Genomic DNA, 19,732 nt, shown 5'->3' on the forward strand with positions numbered 1-19,732 from the left:
AACTGAGTTTTCTTGGTCAGATGAAATTCTGCGGTTCACTATCAATCAAGATACGCAAATCCTTATTTTCTTTCAGCTGAGTCAATTCTAAGACTTGATTTAATGCCATTTCCAAGCGATCTTCAAAGCGGTATTTGACCAAGATTTGATAATGATAAAGGTTGTGCGTTCGTGCAATCGGACGCGGTGTAGGGCCTAATATTTTCGCTTGTGGTGTCAAATTTTGTCTCAATAAACTAGCAACTTCATACGCTTTTTGAATGACTACATCTTCATCTTGATGCGACAGCATGACCTGAACTGTGAAATAATAAGGCGGATATGAGAGATTTCTTCGAAATTTCATCTCTGTCTCATAAAACTTCTCATAATCCTGTTCCTGTGCCAATTTTATGGCATAATGCGTTGGATTGAATGTCTGGATAAGTACTTCACCAGCCTTGTTGGCACGACCGGCACGACCAGCTACCTGCATGATTAGCTCAAAGCTTCGCTCACTCGCTCGAAAGTCTGGCAGATTGAGACCTGTATCAGCATTGATGACACCAACCAGAGTAACATTAGGAAAATCTAAGCCTTTTGCAATCATCTGAGTGCCAAGTAAGATTTCTGCATCTCCATCACCAAATTTTTTCAGAATTTTCTCATGCGCATTTTTCGTTTTGGTTGTATCAACGTCCATTCTCAAAATCGAAACGTCAGGCATCAGTTGTTTCAGTTCTTCTTCAACCTTTTGGGTGCCTGAGCCATAATATCTGATTTTACGTGACTGACAGTTAGGACAAGTCTGTGGAACACCTTGAACATGGCCACAATAATGACAGTTTAGTGTTCGGGTATCCATATGCAAGGTTAGTGAGATGTCACAGTTGGGACATTCTACGACGAAGCCACATTCACGACACATGACAAATGATGAATATCCCCTGCGATTGAGCATTAAAATAATTTGCTCATTTTTATCTAATTTTTCTTTGATTTTTTCTAATAAAAGACTAGAAAAATTAGCAGATTTGTCATTGATTTGCGAACGCATATCGACAATTTTAACATCCGGAAGCAGCGCATTTTCATTGGCACGTTGCGTCAGTCGCAAAAGTTGATAATTGCCTTTCATGGCGCGCGCTCGACTCTCAAGGCTTGGTGTTGCAGAACCTAGAACAAGCCTTGCGCCATGCCATCTGGAGCGCAAAAGTGCAATGTCACGCGCATGATAGCGAGGACTTGAGTCCTGTTTATAACTTGTTTCATGCTCTTCATCAATAATAATCACGCCCAAGTTTTCCACAGGAGAAAAGATCGCAGACCGCGCACCAACGACGACTTTTGCACGTCCTTCTTTGATTTTACGCCATTCGTCGTATTTTTCACCATCAGAAAGCCCCGAATGCATAATGGCCACTTTGTCGCCAAATCGTGCAATAAAACGGTTTGAAATCTGCGGAGTCAAGCTAATCTCGGGAACCAACATCAAAGCCGTTTTTCCCAAATCCAAAAAGTGAGCAATGGTCTGCAAATACACTTCCGTTTTTCCAGAGCCTGTAATCCCTTCGAGTAAGAATGGTCTTGGCCCTTTTTCTTTATCAAATGGGCTAATAATAGCTTGATATGCAGCCTCTTGCTCAGCATTCAATTTTTTTGCTTCGTCACTGCTGACGGCATCAAAAACGGCCTGCGTTCGTGATACCTCAACTTCTTCAATTTGAATTAACTCATTTTCACGAAAGAATTTAACCTGTGCTTGAGAAAATTCTAAGTTTTTCATTGGAATTTTTTCACCGAAATGACGCAATAAAAAGCGCTTGAATTCGTCTCTCTTTTTCGCTCCCTTTCGGATTTCAAAAAGTGCCAACTTTTTATGGTCAGGAATGACAATAAACTTCTCAACTTTTCGATTTTCTTTTGATTTGGCAAGATATTTAACCTTCAAATCACCAGCATGGGCTTTTTTTGTAAACTCAACTTTTTCATCTTCTGTCAGCTGTGAGAATTTCCATTCTTGCCCAGATTGATCAATGAAAAGTTTGTCATAACTTGAATTGAGCAGGCTCGGCAACATGGCCTTCAAGCAGGAAATCTTGTATGAAAAAACCTGATGACGCATCTCGTCAGCCAACCAAAGTTGCTCATTTGTCAGCACTGGCGTAATGTCAAGAAGTTCTGCGACGGTCTTGTATTGCTCCAAATCTGCTGGCTCAATCGACTCATCAACAAGCTCAACGATAATGCCTTGAACCAAGCGATTTCCATTTCCAAAAGGAACATGAACCCGCATTCCGACCTCAAAAAGTGCCTCTAAATCCGCTGGAAGTAAATAAGTAAAAGGCTTGTCCGTCTGCATCAGAGGAACGTCAACAATAATTTTAGCAATTTTCATCTTTTCTCCGATACTCATTGAAAACAAAAACACGCCAATCGCGTGCTTTTTAACTTATTATTCTTCAGAAGCAGCTTCGGAAGATTTTTTAGCAGCACGATTTACTTTTGATTTTGCTTCCTCTTCCTCTTCTTCCTTGGCGATTTGTTCTTTAATTTTCTTTTCAGTCATTTTCGCTTGCAAACGTTCCAATTCGCGACGTTCAACCAAAGTTTTACGTTTTGCTTCTGGTGCTGGGTGAATGGTTACTGTTCCATCAGCGATTTCTTCCAATGCTTGCAAAGTACGTTTTACAGATTTGTAATTTCCTTTTGTTGGACGTTCGCCTTCACGCAATTCGTGTGCACGTTTTGCTTCTAAAATAACGAGTGAGTATTTTGAATCAACTTTTTCCAATAATTTATCAATTGATGGTTCTAACATCATAATTTTGTACCTCTTCTAATAATTGGCTTTGTCAGCTCTGACAAGCCCTTGTTCAATTAAAGATTGCTGTCATCTACCATCTTGCGATAGCGTCCAATGACACGGTCAACACGGAAATGCTCCGCGTCAATAATCATCTTGACCCGCTCAGCAGCAAGTTCAACTTTGTCATTGACAACAGCATAATCATATTCACTCATCAGGCGGATTTCTTCTTTTGCTTTTTCCAAACGATTGGCAATCACTTCAGAACTATCTGTTCCGCGACCAACCAAGCGTTCACGCAATTCATCTAAATCTGGTGGTGTTAAGAATACAAAGACTGCATCGGGTTTCTTCTGCTTAACTTGCAGGGCACCTTGAACTTCGATTTCAAGGAAAATGTCTTTCCCTTCATCGAGGGTTTGATTGACATAAGTCAGCGGCGTGCCGTAATAATTGCCCACATATTCCGCATATTCCAACATCTCACCTTTACGAATCAATTCTTCAAACTCTTCACGTGTGCGGAAATAGTAATCTTTCCCGTCCACTTCTCCTGGGCGTTGCTTGCGTGTCGTCATCGACACTGAATACTTGAAATTGTTTTCTTGTTCAAAAATTTTTGCACGGACTGTACCTTTTCCGACTCCTGAAGGGCCAGAAAAAACAATCAATAAACCACGTTCGGGCATTTTTTCCTCCGATACTCTTTAAAAAATATTTTATGCCAGATTGATTTTATTCAAAATGACTATAAATCTATTCTATCAAAAAACACAAGTGATTTCTAGCGAATGTAACAATAATGATATATTTCGTATATCATTTAGGTTTATGAGTTTTAAATGTTAATATGATTATAGAATACAAATTTGTTTCTAATTTTTTTATAATAAGGAGAAAGCCTATGACCCCACAAGAAGCAGAAAAAGCAAAACAAAGCATCAAAGAAAAAATGAGTAATCGCAAACTCAAGTACACCATCACAGCAGCAACTGCCGTTGCACTTGCCACAGGAGCAGGCGCCTTTGCCGAAAAAGCCAAAGCAGTCAATGTTAAAAAAGATCCTCAAATTCATCATAAATTCAATAAAGCCCAAGCGGACATTGAAGTTACGAGTGCTGCCAACGGGCTGGTTGTTGAGCTTGGCTCTGGATTACAGCTCATCGTTGAAGGCACGGGTGCCAATAAAAACTGGGCGATAACTGCTCCAGCAGGATTTAAAGGTAGTATTCAAGCCCACCACAATCACAAGGGAAATGATTATCAAACGCATGTCGTCAGCTTTAGCGGAACAGGCGAGGACCTACAAAAAGCGACACTCATTACTGGAACAAAAAATCTAACCAAGATAAAATTTAGTGAATTGATTGTTGATACATCAAATAAAGCGCCTGTATCACTTGGTTTTATTGGCTACTATGTTAATAGTGGACAAATCATGTCAACGTCATTCTACAATATTGACTTGAATGAAGGAGATCCTATTGACTGGGGGAAAGTCGATGAGGCTTACGAAGATTGGTATGCTCAAGGCGGCTTGAGGCCTAAAAACGAAAGCTATCAAAAATCTGGCGTCGGCTCTTTCCTTACTCATTTCAATAACAGAGAAGAACTCGGTCATCATACATTTACTGAAGATTTAATTGAGGGCTACTATGGGCGTCATTTTATCGATCCCGGCTATCTTGAGCCAATGCCTGCTGTCAACCTTGGCTTTATCGGCTACTATAAGTTTGATGGCCAAATCCTTTCTACAAGCATTTACAATATCGAGTTACAAGAACGTAATATGATTGACTGGGTTGCTGTAGATGCAGCTTACGAAGATTGGTACGCAAGAGGTGGAATAAGAACAACCGATACACCTACTTATCAGAAATCTGGATTTGGTTCCTTTACTACGGAACATGCTGATCGTCATACAATCGGACACCATACATTTACTGAGGCACTTTTAGAGGGCTTCTATGGTCAACACTATATGGATCCAGGACATGTCCTTCAATAAATCATTTAGAACACCTTACAAACCAACAAACAGGCACACCTGCCTGTTTTTCATTCCTCAAATGCCCAATAGAAAGGAAAAATGATGAGCCCACAAGAATTTGAAAGGCTTGAAAAAGAAATCAAGTCCAGCGAAGGCTGGCTTCCTGACAAGAAAATACGCTACGGTCTCCAAATCCTGTCATTGCTGACCATTTTTGGAGCTGCTGTATCCCCCGCTCCTCGTCTAATCAAAAAGTCCTACAAAAATGATTTGGTGCGTTATAATCTTGTCTTACCACGCGTTTTTGCAAACACACAAAGCGAGCGAACGGCTATCCTAGGTTGGCTAGATTCTGCCGGTGACCTTCCAATTTTTTACATTGACCATGAAAAAACCAACGCGGAGCAAGTCGGCTCTGGTTTCAATCAGCTTGACAGCCATGACTTGCACGGAGGTGGTGTTTTTCATGCTACCAATGCTGCTGGAGCAACGACAGCACTTGCACCAAACATTTGGCTACAAGTGTTAGAACATGACGGCGTGCGAAGCTGGAATATCATCTTGTCAGAGCTACCAGACGATGTCCAAAGTTATGATTTGACCCTCTTTTTTACGACTGGCAATGACAACAACAATAACTTCAGCAAGGTTCAATTTCACTTGACTACACCCGGTATTTATCGTTTTGGACAAGGCACACAAAATCAAGGCGATAACATTTCAAAAGCCTATCTTGCGCCTCATAGAACAAATTTCCGCCAACCAGATGATGATAATGCTAATAATGATGACAATGGAAATGACAAGGACGAATCAGACACTCCGGCAGAGACACCATTCAACGCTGACGTGCATGAAATTTTCCTAAATTCTGGAATTACTCAGCAAATGCAAACGGCAATGACCGAAAATGGTTTTGTCAGCGCTGACGAACAGTACTGGGAGCTTGTCTTCAATGACTTCATCGAAGAATCACGCGCAGACGGATTTTTTCCTGCTGCTGAACTGATGACACCACTGGAACAAGAAGACATTCAAGAAACCATTCTTGAGCGCCCTGATTTTGTCAGATTGCCTCTAGCTGGCACTAAAATTCGCCTCGAAAATGAAGATTTGCCTGTGGAAAACTGGGCAGCTTTGAGTTTTTCACGTCCTAACTTTATCCCCAACCATGAGATTAGCAAAGCAAGATTTATCAGTGCTGACAGCCCCGTCAATATTCAGACAAAATCAAGTCTGCAAGTTGATGGCTACCGATTTGCTGGATGGGCAAAAATGGCAATGACCAATGATGCCTTAAAACTGATTGGGCAAGATGGAAACGTGCATTCGCTTGAACTCGGTCACCCTGCTGGACATCCTCAAAATAATCAAATTCTGAGATACGGAATTCCCGATGACGTGCTTGCGCATATCTCAAATTATATTGAACAAAATTTGGACTTAGAGGCTCAAGCACAATTTTTGTGGGACGAGAGTCAGTTTGCCCCCGAGAATGACAGTTATTATTTTGTGGCACAATGGCAACCTATTCCTTTTGCTGTCAGTTATGACCTGCATTTAGCAGACGACATTCCAGCTGACCTACAAATAAATGCCCAGAAGGATTTTGAGCGACAAATGCCAGCTGATGATTTTCGCACCATTGAACAAGCAAGTCAAAGTTTAGCAACTGCACCTCTTCTTGACGGCTTAGTTTTTGACAGTTGGACACGCAAAATCGAAATTCTTGATCCTGCCGTTTTCAATCAGCCAAGTACGCCAATTTCAATGCTGTCAGCACTGACAGGAACCAACTCAAATGGATTTGTTCAAAACAGCAGTCTTGATAATTTCGTAACCATTAGTGAGGCAGAATTTCAGGAACTACTGACCGCAGACCAGGAAGTCAAGGCAGGCTTGGGCGCTGTTCATTCCATTGCCACTTATCGACTGGCTGAAACTTCCAATCCCGCACCTGAAAATCCAAATCATCCAGATAATCAATCACCTCCAAACCAGCCCAATCAACCAAATCTCACGCCTCCAGATTCGCCAGAAAATGACAATGAAAACAGGACTCCAGATTACCTTTTAACAGACAATCCTGAAGGGCAAGACAATCTCCCTGCGACAGGCAGTCGATTTGGAAGTGTGCTTGCAAGAATTGGTCAAGCCAGTTTGGTGGCCAGTCTCCTCCTTTTTTTCAAAAGGAGAAAATAAAAAAAGAAGCCGAGGCTTCTTTTTATTTGGCATAGTCAACTGCACGCGTTTCACGAATGACTGTAACCTTGATGTTTCCAGGATAGTCCATTTCGTTTTCGATGCGGTTTTTAATATCTCGTGCCAAAATTGTCATCTTGTCGTCAGACAATTTTTCTGGTTTAACCATGACACGAACTTCGCGTCCTGCTTGTAAAGCAAAGGCATTGTCAACACCGTCAAAGCTTGTCGAAATGTTTTCCAAATCTTTCAAACGTTTGATGTAGTTTTCAATTGATTCACGACGTGCTCCAGGTCTTGCAGCAGATAATGCATCGGCCGCAGCAACCAAGACCGCAATGATTGAATTTGGTTCTGTATCATTGTGGTGAGAAGCAATGGTGTTAATGACAATCGGATTTTCTTTGTACTTACGTGCCAATTCTGTTCCGATTTCAACGTGACTTCCTTCAACTTCATGGTCAAGTGCTTTTCCGATATCATGCAAGAATCCTGCACGTTTGGCAAGTTGGATATTTTCACCCATCTCAGCTGCCAAATTACCAGCAATGTTTGCCACTTCAACCGAGTGATCCAAGACATTTTGTCCGTATGAAGTACGGAAATGCAAACGTCCCATAATCTTCATCAAGTCTGGGTGCAAGTTGTGTGCGCCCACTTCAAATGCTGCTTGTTCACCATATTCACGAATTTTGTGGTCAATCGCCTTACGGTTCTTTTCGACCAATTCTTCAATACGTGCGGGATGAATACGACCATCTTGAACTAATTGTTCCAAAGTCATTCGTGCAATTTCACGACGAATTGGATCAAAGCCAGACAAGACAACTGCTTCAGGAGTGTCATCAATGATGACATCAATCCCTGTCAGTGCTTCGAAGGTACGAATATTACGGCCTTCACGACCAATAATACGTCCCTTCATGCTGTCATCAGGTAAAGTAACAACAGAAACGGTCTGTTCAGCAACAGAATCGCTTGACACACGTTGAATGGCAAGTGAAATAATTCGTTTTGCCTTCTTGTCTGCTTCGGCTGTTGCTTTTTCCTCGCTTTGTCGAATCATCTGAGCCATTTCTTTCGTCAAACCCTCACGAGTTTCTGTAATGATGATATTTTTGGCTTCGTCCATCGACAAGTTTGAAATACGTTCCAGTTCTTGCTGTTTCTTTTCTTCAATCAGCACTAATTCTTGTTCACGCTTATTGAGTGTATCTGATTTTTTAGCGAGACTTTCTTCTTTTGAATCTAAGTTACGTTCTTTATTAGATAATGTATCGTCCTTGCGGCCGAGCACCTCTTCACGTTGGGTTAGGCGTTGTTCAGATTCTTTTAACTCCTTACGTTCCTGCTTAAATTCATTTTCGATATCACGACGCTGCTTTTGCTCTTCTTCTTTAAGAGCATAGCGGGCTTCCTTTTTAAAATTTTCTGCATCTCTTTTGTAAAGTTCAGCTTCACGTTTCAAATTCTCAGCATCGCGTTTCGCGTTTGCCGTTATCTCGTTTGCCTTATTTTCTGCATCAGTAATCAAACTTTCAGCATCTTGCTTTCCATTTTTGATTTTTTGAGCATAAAAAATAAAGGCGACAACCACTACAATCAATAAGACGACAAGAACAATAGTAACGATACTAACGTCCATACGTCTCCTTTAAATGTTCAATCTATTGCATCACAATAGACAGTCCAGTCTGATTATAAAATTAATGTAAATTGCTCAGCAATATACTTATCCATTGTATCATTATTATGTTGAATTATCAAACTTAACTTGGACCGCTTACAGTTCAATCTGACACAAAATCAAACTTGACAAATCCCTTGTCAGCTCTGACAGAATAAAAAAATCGAAGAAAACTTCGATTTTTTATTTATTTCTTATTTTACAAGCAAAGCTTTCAACTCATCTACCTTATCTGTGTGTTCCCACGGCAAATCAACATCTGTACGGCCGAAGACCCACTCGACTTTGTTGCTAGAAATTTCAGCAACATTAGCGAGAGTGGAGAGCGAAGCTGACAAAGTCAGCGAAGACCGAACAGGGTTCGGCGAGGCCTTATTTTACAAGCAAAGCTTTCAATTCATCTACTTTATCCGTGTGTTCCCACGGCAAATCAACATCTGTACGGCCGAAGGCCCACTCGACTTTGTTGCTGGAAATTTCAGCAACATTAGCGAGAGTGGAGAGCGAAGCTGACAAAGTCAGCGAAGACCGAACAGGGTTCGGCGAGGCCTTATTTTACAAGCAAAGCTTTCAACTCATCTACTTTATCTGTATGTTCCCACGGCAAATCAACATCTGTACGGCCGAAGTGTCCGTATGCTGCTGTTTGTGCATAAATCGGACGAAGAAGATCGAGCATTTTGATGATTCCTGCAGGACGAAGGTCAAAGACTTTACGAATGGCAGCCAGCAAATCATCATCTGAGTATTGGCTTGTTCCAAAAGTATCAATATTGATTGATGTTGGTTTTGCAACCCCAATCGCATAAGAAAGCTGGATTTGTGCTTTTTGAGCCAGTCCTGCTGCTACAATATTTTTAGCAACATAACGTGCCGCATATGAGGCAGAACGGTCAACTTTTGTTGCGTCCTTTCCAGAGAAAGCTCCTCCACCGTGAGGTGCATAACCACCGTAAGTATCTACGATAATTTTACGGCCTGTCAATCCAGAATCGCCTTGAGGGCCTCCGATAACAAAACGGCCTGTTGGATTGATGAAATATTTGGTTTCATCGTCCAAAAGTTCTGCTGGAATAACCGCTTTGATGACTTTTTCTTTCACATCTTTTTCGATTTGTTCAAGTGTTGCTTCTGGTGCGTGTTGTGTTGAAATAACGACGGTATCAATGCGTTTTGCTACATTATTCTCATCGTATTCAACCGTTACTTGTGATTTAGCATCTGGACGCAAATATGAAATTTCGCCTGATTTACGCAAGTCTGCCAATTTTTTGACAAGTTTGTGTGAAAGTGAAATCGCAAGTGGCATGTATTCAGCTGTTTCTGTTGTAGCATAGCCAAACATCAAACCCTGATCTCCTGCCCCAATCGCATCGAGTGGATCTTTTTCAGAATTTCCGCGTTCCTCAAGTGCATCGTTAACCCCTTGGGCAATGTCTGAACTTTGTTCAACCAACGAAACATGAACGCCAACAGACTTATAGTCAAAGCCGTTTTCACTGTCCGTGTAGCCAATTTTTTTGATGGTATCACGAACAACACCAGCAATATCAACATAAGCTGTTGTTGAGATTTCCCCAAAAACGTTGACTGTTCCTGTGTAAACAACTGTTTCACAAGCCACATGCGCGGTTGGATCTTGCGCCACAATCGCATCTAAAATCGCATCTGAAATTTGGTCAGCGACTTTGTCTGGGTGTCCTTCGGAAACTGATTCTGAAGTAAATAATTTTTTTTCTGACAATTTAATGTCCCCCTACTTTTCATTTTGACGACCAGCGCCAATTATTCGGTTACAAGGATTTTTCGGCAAACTGCCACCTCAATGTTTTCCATCGAGCCTTTCGGGACTTGTAACATCTCTATTTTACCATATTTTTGAACTTTTTTAAGCCCCCGCTCTTTCAATTTTTGTACTTTTCCTGTTTTTATTTTTTGAACTTCTTCTGACAGATTGATATAATTGCTTTATGAGCGATATCTTAGATAGAAATAAAATTTTAGGTCAAAATTCTTATCTTTATGACGTAAAAAATTTAGAAAATTCAGCATCAACACAAAAAGATGCCAAAGCTGATGGACAGGACAACTGCCTTTATTTAGCGGAAAATCAAACGCAAGCTTATGGCCGTTTTGGACGTGCTTACTTTGCTCGTCAAGGCAGCGGCATTTACATGAGTCTCTTGCTCAAATGGCCTGTCAGTGCTGACAAAATGCCTAATTTCACCATTTTAGCTGGTGCAGCCATTATCAGTGCTATCGAAAAACGAACCGATAAAAAGCCACAAATCAAATGGGTCAATGATATTTATCTTGATGGGAAAAAAATGGCTGGTATCCTGGCGGAAGCTACTGTCAATGCTGACAACATGGAAGTAATTATCGGTATTGGTCTTAATTTCTCAATTCAAGAATTTCCAGATGAACTTGCCGATAAAGCAACCTCTCTTTTTACAGAAAACGAACCCACCATCACGCGCAATGAACTGATAGCAGAGATTTGGAATGAGTTTTACAGCTTGATGAATGCCGATTATTTCAGCATTTACAAGTCTCACTCTTTCATCTTGGGACGAAGGATCAGCTTTGACGAAAATCAGCTTGCTTATGAAGGAAAGGCCATCGATTTAACGCCCGAAGGAGAGCTCATCGTGCAACTTTCAAATGGACAGAAAAAAATTATTTCCAGCGGTGAAATTTCATTAAAAAAATGGACTTAATCAGTCCATTTTTTTAGTGTGTATTTATTATTATTATTTAAAGGAGGGCAGTTTAACGTGGTACCGCACGAGTTCATTTATGATAAACACTTTAATTTTTGATGAAATAATCAAATTAAAGCGGGAAAGTTTCAAATTTTTTAGCTTTATTTAAACGATAATTAAAAGTCTGACCAGTCATCTTCATTTGATTTTTCATCATGAATTGGTTCTGCTTCTTTAATTTTTCGACCTTTTTGATTTTGTGATTCCCATGGATTTTGCCAACTGTTTTGGCTGGTTGAATTCCATGAACCTTGTGTCCATTTGTCTTCGTAACCACGAGATTTTTCATCCCATTTTTGTGCTTTACGATTCATTTTTTCTTCAAAGCGATCTGCCTTGGCGTCCCAACGATTTTGATATTGATTGCGTTGGTTCTGATAAGGATTACCTTTTTGATAGCCGCTTGGCATAATCCAGCTTGCTACAATATATAAGAAAATCAATCCGCCCATGCTACTGAAAGCCATGATAAGGAACAAGATACGAAGAATTGTTACAACATCAGCCCCCCAGCCGAAATATTCACAGATTCCCGCAATCACGCCACTAACCATTTTATTATCTGTTGATTTTGTTAATTGTCTTGATTTCATTTGTTTTCCCTTCTATTTTATTTGTTCAAGCTTTCTTGGGAATCAATAAACTTGCAACAATATAAGCAAAGAGTGGCGTTCCATATCCTGCGATTAGCAAGATGATAAAGACAACCCGCATGGCAGTTATTCTTCCAGCCCCCCAGCCGAAATATTCACCAAGTCCAGCGATGACCCCCGTCACCCATACATTATTATTCGATTTTGTTAATTTTCTTGAAGTCATTGTTCCTGTCCTTTTCTTTTCGAAAGACATGACTTCTACTTCTTATTTGTCAATGTCTTTTAACCAAATTGTACCAGATTTTGTTTCCAATTCAAAGGTCAAACTGTTTTCGCCAGTTCTGACAACAGCTGCACCATTACGGCCCGCTTCAAATGGATTGTCAAGTTTGAGACGTGTCTTGTAACCACCAAAGATTGTTCTGATGTGGCCAACCAAGCCAAGTGTTTCTGGAATTGATACTTTAATGTCACCATTGACATTTTTCACATTCAACTGACGTGCTGCATCTGAGCTTTCAGTCACGAGAACATTTCCGTTGACCAAATTCAAATTTGCAATTTCAAAGTCATTTGTCACGCGGACATTACCATTGATGCTGTCAACAGCCATGTCTTTTGTTTTACCGTCAACCACTTTGATTTCACCATTTTTAAGTGAAACTACGAGTTTGTCGCTGGTTGCTTGACTGATTTCGATGTCTCCGTTGAGTTGACTCACTTCAAGTTCTGTTGCAGTCAATTTTTCAACTTTCGTTTCTCCATGAAGAACATTCAATGCAACCTTTTCATAAGTTTTTTCTGGAAGATAAAGTTCCATATCTGCTTTAATCCTGCCTGTGCTTGACACTGTCAAGACACCGTCAATCACTTCAGCTTTAGTTTTGTCTGCCAAGTAAGCATCAACATCATTGTTTTCAATCGCACCATAGATTTCATATTTTGCTTTGAGATGTGTGTTTTGACCAGGTTTAACGGAAAGCTTACCACCTTTGATGTCAACAGCAATCGTATTGAATTCGCCGTCAATATCTTTTTCAACTTCTTTCGAAACTGATTTTACTTTTGGAAAACCATTTCCAAAATCAATGTTATCATCTACAGATTTGGCAACGCCTTTGAAGACTTCTTTGCCTTTTTCAAATAAACTACCGAATGTATATTTCATTGCATCTGCAAAATCAACATCGTGTTCAGTATATCCTTCTGCATCAGTGTCGTCCATTTTTTTCTTTCCATCACGGAAATCAAAATTGAAATGAATTTTATCTGCAGCAGCTTCGCTTGCTTCATCAGTATTTGAGTAATCTCCTTTTTCAAGAAGTTCTACTGCTTCATCTTCAGAAATAATTCCCCGACGCATCAGGTCCAAAATTCTATCTTTATTATCAGCCATTGTTGTTCCTCCAATCGAAATGTCGATTATTTTTTTTAAATTCGTTTTTATTGTTTGAGATTTCTTTCAACCTCACACTCTTATTATCTCATGAATTTGGGACAGTGAAATAAGACTTTGGGCTGATTTTTAAAAAAGATTTAAATAAAACAGCAAAAAAAAGCTGTCAGTGCTGACAACTTTTTCATTTTCATTTGTTTGCTTCTAAAACAACTTCTTTCAAGACCTCAGTAAAGGCAGCAGACTCGTTAAATGGATGAACAAAGTCAAAGACTTCCCCTCCATTTTCCACAAAGACATCTTTATTCTCGATTTCCAACTCATACAACGTTTCTAAGCAATCTGCCACAAAAGCAGGTGAGCAAATCAACACTTTTTTGCAGCCCTCTTTGGGCAAGCTTGCCATACGGTCAATCGTCGCCGGGCCAAGCCATTTGTCTGGTCCAAATTTCGATTGATAATCGTGTTCATATTGCGACTCACTCAAGCCTAATTTTTCAACCACTGCTGCAGTCGTCAGCTTGCATTGCTCCTCATAAATATCCTGTTTTTTAGTGACATAAGAAACAGGAATGCCATGATAACTTAAAACTAATTTATCATAAGCACCCGTTGCCCATTTTTCATTGATGGTTTCAGCCAGCAAATCCGTATAGGACGGCAGCTGGCAGAATTCCTTAATCACTGGTATATTCGGATCAACTGCCGCAACCTGCCTTACAATAGGCTCAACTGTAGTCAAAGAATACTGAGGATATAAAGGAAGAACCGTTAAATCTGTGATGCCATTGGCACGCATTTCAGCAATTTTATCATCAATCCGCGGTTGCCCATAAGTCATGGCAAAGTCAACTTGATAATCCTCACAAATTGCATTGAGTTGCTCTGTTTGATTAATGGTATATTCCATCAATGGAGAACCATTCTCACGCCATACTTTTTTATACATTTCAGCAGATTTGGCAGGTCTAACTTTTAAAATAATCCCATTTAACAATGGCAACCAAAACCAACGCGGTTTCTGAATAACCAACGGATCACTCAAAAATTCCTTTAAATAAGCTCGAACATCATCGACTTCACAAGATTGAGGTGTCCCCAAACCCACTAATAATACGCCTTTACTCTTTTCCACAAAACAACTTCCACTTCTAAATAAAATAAATAAACATAATAATATTTTTATACTCAATAATATAAATATTCATTTAATATTATAACAATTTTTGTGAATTATCAAACATATTTTGTTCGTAAATTAACAAACAAGACCTCCTACGAGAGACACCTAAAATTAAAGTACAAAAAAAGCCTGTCAGTACTGACAGACTTTGATTTCTTTTGTAAGAATTAAGCTTTGTTTGCTGAATTTAGTTGGATTGGGGTGAATGCTTCTTTATTGGTTGAAAATCTTGTTTTTATGAGCTCTTTTGATTTTAAATAAACGAGGGTGATTATTATAATTCTTCATGTGCCGTTTGTTTGTGTGGCAGATTTGTGGCAAGGTTCAGTATGTGGCAAATATAATATCAACTATTAGCCACGATAAAAATCATAGTCAACTGCACCTCTAGCATTATCTAACACATCATAAACATAAAATAATTCTTCACAAGCCTTGTATAGAATTTCTATCCATTCCCCTAGAGTCACTAAATCAACATTGATATCAGATTCTATATATTGAGCAGCCTTGTTTTTAATATTTATTGGATATCTAGTACTTTGAAAATCCAATCCTTGTTCATTTGTAAATTCAACAAATTTCTCAATTATTTTTAACCTATTATTTGTCCAAGTAAATTCGCCCTTTTGGAGTTGTTCATCATCAGCTAACTTTGCACATTCTCGGATTTTTCCTATCAATTTACCTAGCTTATGAGTATGCTCAATATCAAATTTATCAAACATCCACTCATCACTTATTAGTTGGCGATATGTGCTTAAGTTAGCTTTCAGACTTAGCTCAACTCCGATAATTAGATTATGAAGAATATTCAACACTTCTAAGTCTCCCTAAGTTTGTCCTTCTAAAACATGAACAAGGTAAACGTAGGATGATCCAAAAAATGTTTGAGCAATATTAGTAAAAGTTATATCTATACTTGAAAATTTCCCAAGTCCTCCAACAAGTGTTCCCGTATTGGTAACATTCGTAAATGGATTTTTTAATTTTTCCAATTTTTCTAAATCAAGCTCTTTTGTTTCATCATATAAAATTTTAGAATTCATTACTTTCCTTTTCTTTAATAGTTTTTAACATAAGTTTTAGACTCGCAACAATTTCTTCTAGATTATCCTGACTTGAATTTTTTGCTAGTCTACTAGCGATAATAGGACTTTTTGATTTTATCTCATCAATAGAAATATTATGCCAAATCGGTAAAATTCTTTTACCTCCACCAGATTCTAATGCAAAGAGCCCATCTAACTCGTTGTTAGTCCAATACTTATTTAAATATTCACTTGATAAAATAACTATTCCAAATCTAGAATTAACCAACCCATCATCAATTTTTCTTCTTATACTATCCCCCCAACTCATTATCTCTTTATCTCTCCAAAAATTGATTCCTTCTTTTTTCAATATAGCAATTAAATCATCTACATATGCAGAATCTGTATGCGTATATGAAATAAACACATCATACTCAAATTGAGATTCGTTACTCTGTTCTGTCTGAGATTCAAAAAAATTTCGTTTGATTGCTAAAAATTGCTTATTCTTTGTATCTCCCTCTTCATAAAGAAATTCATAATACTCAAGCATTTCTTTTAAAAGTTTAAGCTTCGTTTCTCTAGTAAATCTTGGGTCTCGCCAAAATTCCCCTAACGATTTTCCCTTTGAAAGTTGGTATAACTCTTGAATTCCAATTCCTATACTATTTTTAGTAAAAGAGTCAAAGCTCGCATTAGAAAAATCAAGTACATAACCAGATTTATTGAAAAGCCTATCAAACAAACTCAACTCTATTGTTGTAAATTCTTCAATGTCATTTAATTCTTCATACCAAATGATAGCTTTATCAGTGATAACAACCATGTGCAGAGTATCATCTGCGAAAAAAGGGCGCAAATATCCTTTATCTCGTCCTGCCAAAGCCATCATTGCTTGCTTTATTTCAATAAAAGAATGACTAGCTTTAAATACTTCTGTAACATTTTCTACATCAGGTAAAAATCTAGGATCTCCATTATTTTGTTCATCAATCATTGCTAAATTTCTCTTATAGCATCCGCACAAATAGAATAGAACTTTTTCTTGTACCTTAGTTAAATTATTCATATCTCTTCCTTAACATTAATGTTTTACTTAATTATACCATTTTGAATTAAACAAAAAATATTGGTAAAGAATCATTAAAAAAAGTAATCAGGGAAAGAAACTCAAGAACAACTCCTTTCCCTATATTTATTCTATTCTCCTAATAGTTCAATCATTCGATTCATCTTCTCTAACATCTGAGTTAAATCATCTACACCCATTTTTTCAACAAAATTTAAAAATCCACTATCAAAAGTATCACCTGTTTCTCTCAATACTCCGAGACCTACCTGTGTTAAATTTACAATAATCTGTCTGCGATTTTCTAAGTCTGTTTCTCGTGTAATATACCCTTTCTTTTCCAAACTTGCTAAATTTTGAGAAATAGCTGCTTTTGTAACAAATAGTTCTTCACGAATTTCCGTCATGCTTTTCCCTTGTTCTATACCTTGCATAACAAGAAATTCATTAAAACTTACTTTCCAATTTTTTCCACTCAAACTCCCATTAATGAGCGATTTAAATTGAAAAATAGTTTGCAAATAATTTTTCTTTAACTCCATATCCATATGTTCTCCTTACTCAAAAGATAGAATTGTTTCGTTTTTTTGTAAATGAACTAATTCAGCACTCTCTTTCCATAATTTCTCAATTGCGATTTTATCATAGGAAGCTGTGGAAGATTTAGTATCTACTCCACGGTCAATATATTTACCAGTCACATTGTCATATTTTAGACTTGTAACCATTTCAGCAAGTGCTTTTCCTGAACCTTCAGCACTTCCTAATCTTCCAAGAACTTTTCCAAAAATAATCATGATAGCATTTTGAACATGACTTGAACCACCGTTAAGATTTGTACTTACCATAAGACCAGGGTTAAAAGCATTGATATTTACAACTTTTTCCGTTTCTTTTCTTGCTTTTTCTGACATAGCATAAGCAGTCATCAAATTACATAATTTTGAAGTTGGATAGCGTAACATTGCATTATCTTGCTCTTGTGGGTGTGCCAATCGTTCTGCATTTTCAAAAACTGGTGCAGGGAATGGAAAAATCTTAGGTGGATTGTGTGTGTCACTACTTACAAAAATAATTTTTCCATTGTCTTCTATGGTATCAAGTAAAAGATTCGCAAGTAAATAATGACCTAAATGATTTACTCCAAAAGTTGTTTCAAACCCCTCTTTTGTATAAGTTAAAGTTGTTGGATTCAAGCCTGCATTACATACAAGAGCATACAGTGGGGGAAGATTTTCTGCTTTAATATTTTTAGCAAAAGAACGTACAGAATCAAGTGAAGCTAAATCTAAACTTCTAACAGAAATATTTTTATTGCCAGTTTCATTGGCTAATTCTTGTATGGCACTTTCTGCTTTTTGTATATTTCGGCATGCTAAAATAATTGTTGCTTCTTTATCAACCAGTGCAATATTTTTAGCACATTGGAAACCTAAACCTGAATTTCCGCCAGTTATAATAATTGCTTTATTACTCATATTTTTGATTCTCCTTTTAATTTATTGTTTAATTATATATAGTTTAGTACTTAACTATATATAAATCAAAAATTCAGATTGAAATATATAAACTGTGGAAAAAATCACTCCAAAAACGGCTTAACAACAAGGTTAGGTCGTTTTTAGGTGTATGCAGTATCACCAGAAAAGCAAGTAGAACAACGACTCTCTCCACTTTTCTAAATAACTTTGTGGCAAAAGTGTGGCAAAACCTCAAAAATCGCACCAAAAAACGTTTGCCATCACTGACAAACGTTGATTTAATCATATTTTTAATTGTAATTAAGCTTTGTTTGCTGAACCGAAAACATCGATACGTTCTTCAACAGAGACAGTGATAGCATCAAAACCAGCTTTGAGGAATTTACGTGGATCGAAGAGTTTTTTCTTCATGTATTCAGCTTCGTTAGCGTTAAATACAGCAACATGTTCGCGCATAGCTGCACAGAAAGCAAGTTGGCATTCAGTGTTAACGTTAACTTTAGCTACACCATTAGCGATAGCTTCTTTGATTTGATCGTCAGGGATACCTGATCCACCGTGCAATACGATAGGAACATTGTGGCCCATAGCTTCAACAAGAGCTGCGTTCAATTTTTCAAGGTGATCGATGTGAAGACCTTTCCAGTTTTCTGGGTATGGTCCGTGGATGTTACCGATACCAGCTGCAAGGAAGTCAACACCAAGTTTAGCCATAGCTACAGCATCTTCGATTGGAGCGAGTTCGCCTTCACCAACGATACCGTCTTCTTCACCACCGATTGAACCAACTTCACATTCTACTGAGATACCAGCAGCGTGAGCTTTTTCGATAACGATAGCAGCTTTTTCAAGGTTTTCTTCGATTGGAAGGTGTGAACCATCGAACATCAATGAAGAGTAACCAACTTCGATACATTCCATTGCTGCATCGAAATCACCGTGGTCAAGGTGAATAGCAACAGGAACAGTGATTCCCATTGATTCAACAAGAGCTTCAATCATAACTTTACAAAGTTTGTATCCACCCATGTATTTAGCTGCACCCATAGAAGTTTGGATCAATACTGGAGTTTTCTTATCTTCTGCTGCGCGCAAGATAGCTTGAGTCCATTCAAGGTTGTTTGTGTTGAAGCCACCAATAGCGTAACCATTGTCACGTGCGGCTTGTACGAATTTTTCTGCTGAAACGATTCCCATTTCATCATCCTCCGATTATATTTATTACCTATCTATTATAACATTTTGTGAAGTATTTTTCTAGTATGAGAAACAATTAATTTATAAAGAAAAAAACAGAAACAAATGTTTCTGTTTACTGATGCCGAGGACCGGTTTCGAACCGGTACGAAGATTTCCCTTCGCAGGATTTTAAGTCCTGTGCGTCTGCCAGTTCCGCCACCCCGGCCAATTACTGAAGCGAACGACGGGATTCGAACCCGCGACCCCAACCATGGCAAGGTTGTATTCTACCACTGAACTACGTTCGCAAGTAATAACTTACTTATATGCCGACTACATGATTCGAACACGCGACCCTCTGA

20 protein-coding genes and 2 tRNA genes are annotated in these 19,732 nt (G+C 38.4%); 3 read left to right on the top strand and 19 right to left on the bottom strand.

Features of this window, described 5'->3' with window-relative positions:
- Window positions 1-16: 16 nt before the first annotated feature.
- Genes GHI45_RS09405 through gmk form a run of 3 tightly spaced genes read right to left on the bottom strand, consistent with a single transcriptional unit; the run spans window position 17 to window position 3,477 of the window.
- Window positions 17-2,377, bottom strand: a complete 2,361-nt coding sequence (locus GHI45_RS09405; RefSeq protein ID WP_147780465.1) for a primosomal protein N' — start codon at window positions 2,375-2,377, stop codon at window positions 17-19.
- 57 nt (window positions 2,378-2,434) lie between these two features.
- Window positions 2,435-2,803, bottom strand: coding sequence for a DNA-directed RNA polymerase subunit omega (gene rpoZ, locus GHI45_RS09410; RefSeq protein WP_147780464.1), 369 nt, complete (start codon window positions 2,801-2,803; stop codon window positions 2,435-2,437).
- Window positions 2,804-2,859: 56 nt separating this feature from the next.
- Complete coding sequence (gene gmk / locus GHI45_RS09415) at window positions 2,860-3,477, bottom strand: guanylate kinase (RefSeq protein WP_147780463.1); 618 nt, start codon at window positions 3,475-3,477, stop codon at window positions 2,860-2,862.
- Between the two features lie 215 nt (window positions 3,478-3,692).
- Here gmk and GHI45_RS09420 point away from each other — a divergent pair, with 215 nt between their 5' ends.
- Window positions 3,693-4,796, top strand: coding sequence for a hypothetical protein (locus GHI45_RS09420; protein ID WP_147780462.1), 1,104 nt, complete (start codon window positions 3,693-3,695; stop codon window positions 4,794-4,796).
- A gap of 81 nt (window positions 4,797-4,877) precedes the next feature.
- The gene (locus GHI45_RS09425) at window positions 4,878-6,980 is read left to right on the top strand and encodes a hypothetical protein (RefSeq protein WP_147780461.1); all 2,103 of its coding nucleotides are present in this window, start codon (window positions 4,878-4,880) and stop codon (window positions 6,978-6,980) included.
- 22 nt (window positions 6,981-7,002) lie between these two features.
- Here GHI45_RS09425 and rny read toward each other — a convergent pair whose 3' ends face one another.
- The 4 genes from rny to metK all read right to left on the bottom strand — a co-directional run bounded on the left by rny (window position 7,003) and on the right by metK (window position 10,411).
- Entirely contained in the window at window positions 7,003-8,625 is a 1,623-nt protein-coding gene (gene rny / locus GHI45_RS09430; RefSeq protein ID WP_147780460.1) for a ribonuclease Y, read from the bottom strand.
- Window positions 8,626-8,861: 236 nt separating this feature from the next.
- The gene (locus tag GHI45_RS11290) at window positions 8,862-9,005 is read right to left on the bottom strand and encodes a hypothetical protein (protein WP_187230116.1); all 144 of its coding nucleotides are present in this window, start codon (window positions 9,003-9,005) and stop codon (window positions 8,862-8,864) included.
- 34 nt (window positions 9,006-9,039) lie between these two features.
- Complete coding sequence (locus GHI45_RS11295; protein WP_187230115.1) at window positions 9,040-9,183, bottom strand: hypothetical protein; 144 nt, start codon at window positions 9,181-9,183, stop codon at window positions 9,040-9,042.
- A gap of 34 nt (window positions 9,184-9,217) precedes the next feature.
- Entirely contained in the window at window positions 9,218-10,411 is a 1,194-nt protein-coding gene (metK, locus tag GHI45_RS09440) for a methionine adenosyltransferase (RefSeq protein WP_147780459.1), read from the bottom strand.
- Between the two features lie 226 nt (window positions 10,412-10,637).
- Here metK and GHI45_RS09445 point away from each other — a divergent pair, with 226 nt between their 5' ends.
- Window positions 10,638-11,387, top strand: a complete 750-nt coding sequence (locus GHI45_RS09445; RefSeq protein ID WP_147780458.1) for a biotin--[acetyl-CoA-carboxylase] ligase — start codon at window positions 10,638-10,640, stop codon at window positions 11,385-11,387.
- Window positions 11,388-11,548: 161 nt separating this feature from the next.
- On the opposite strand, the gene GHI45_RS09450 is transcribed toward GHI45_RS09445, so the two are convergent.
- The 12 genes from GHI45_RS09450 to GHI45_RS09505 form a co-directional block, all read right to left on the bottom strand.
- Window positions 11,549-12,025 carry a PspC domain-containing protein gene (locus tag GHI45_RS09450; RefSeq protein ID WP_147780457.1) on the bottom strand — a complete coding sequence of 159 codons (477 nt, stop codon included), beginning with the start codon at window positions 12,023-12,025 and terminating at the stop codon, window positions 11,549-11,551.
- A 25-nt stretch (window positions 12,026-12,050) separates the two neighbouring features.
- Entirely contained in the window at window positions 12,051-12,251 is a 201-nt protein-coding gene (locus tag GHI45_RS09455; protein ID WP_187230113.1) for a PspC domain-containing protein, read from the bottom strand.
- 42 nt (window positions 12,252-12,293) lie between these two features.
- Window positions 12,294-13,424: a DUF4097 domain-containing protein gene (locus GHI45_RS09460; RefSeq protein ID WP_147780455.1), complete on the bottom strand. Its 1,131-nt coding sequence runs from the start codon at window positions 13,422-13,424 to the stop codon at window positions 12,294-12,296.
- A gap of 190 nt (window positions 13,425-13,614) precedes the next feature.
- Window positions 13,615-14,559, bottom strand: a complete 945-nt coding sequence (gene hemH, locus GHI45_RS09465; RefSeq protein ID WP_147780454.1) for a ferrochelatase — start codon at window positions 14,557-14,559, stop codon at window positions 13,615-13,617.
- A 401-nt stretch (window positions 14,560-14,960) separates the two neighbouring features.
- Complete coding sequence (locus tag GHI45_RS09470; protein ID WP_147780453.1) at window positions 14,961-15,428, bottom strand: hypothetical protein; 468 nt, start codon at window positions 15,426-15,428, stop codon at window positions 14,961-14,963.
- A gap of 12 nt (window positions 15,429-15,440) precedes the next feature.
- Window positions 15,441-15,656, bottom strand: coding sequence for a hypothetical protein (locus GHI45_RS09475; RefSeq protein ID WP_147780452.1), 216 nt, complete (start codon window positions 15,654-15,656; stop codon window positions 15,441-15,443).
- The gene (locus tag GHI45_RS09480) at window positions 15,646-16,710 is read right to left on the bottom strand and encodes a toll/interleukin-1 receptor domain-containing protein (protein WP_147780451.1); all 1,065 of its coding nucleotides are present in this window, start codon (window positions 16,708-16,710) and stop codon (window positions 15,646-15,648) included. Before GHI45_RS09480 ends, GHI45_RS09475 begins: the two co-directional genes overlap by 11 nt.
- A gap of 131 nt (window positions 16,711-16,841) precedes the next feature.
- Window positions 16,842-17,258, bottom strand: a complete 417-nt coding sequence (locus GHI45_RS09485; RefSeq protein ID WP_147780450.1) for a MarR family winged helix-turn-helix transcriptional regulator — start codon at window positions 17,256-17,258, stop codon at window positions 16,842-16,844.
- Between the two features lie 9 nt (window positions 17,259-17,267).
- Window positions 17,268-18,188, bottom strand: coding sequence for an SDR family NAD(P)-dependent oxidoreductase (locus GHI45_RS09490; protein WP_147780449.1), 921 nt, complete (start codon window positions 18,186-18,188; stop codon window positions 17,268-17,270).
- 303 nt (window positions 18,189-18,491) lie between these two features.
- The gene (locus GHI45_RS09495; protein ID WP_147780448.1) at window positions 18,492-19,388 is read right to left on the bottom strand and encodes a class II fructose-bisphosphate aldolase; all 897 of its coding nucleotides are present in this window, start codon (window positions 19,386-19,388) and stop codon (window positions 18,492-18,494) included.
- A gap of 122 nt (window positions 19,389-19,510) precedes the next feature.
- Window positions 19,511-19,596: transfer RNA gene (locus GHI45_RS09500), tRNA-Leu, on the bottom strand.
- A gap of 10 nt (window positions 19,597-19,606) precedes the next feature.
- Window positions 19,607-19,678 (bottom strand) — tRNA-Gly (locus GHI45_RS09505).
- Window positions 19,679-19,732: the final 54 nt, after the last annotated feature.

Origin of the sequence: Lactococcus sp. dk101, assembly GCF_009601055.1 — a bacterium.
Classification (GTDB): domain Bacteria; phylum Bacillota; class Bacilli; order Lactobacillales; family Streptococcaceae; genus Lactococcus.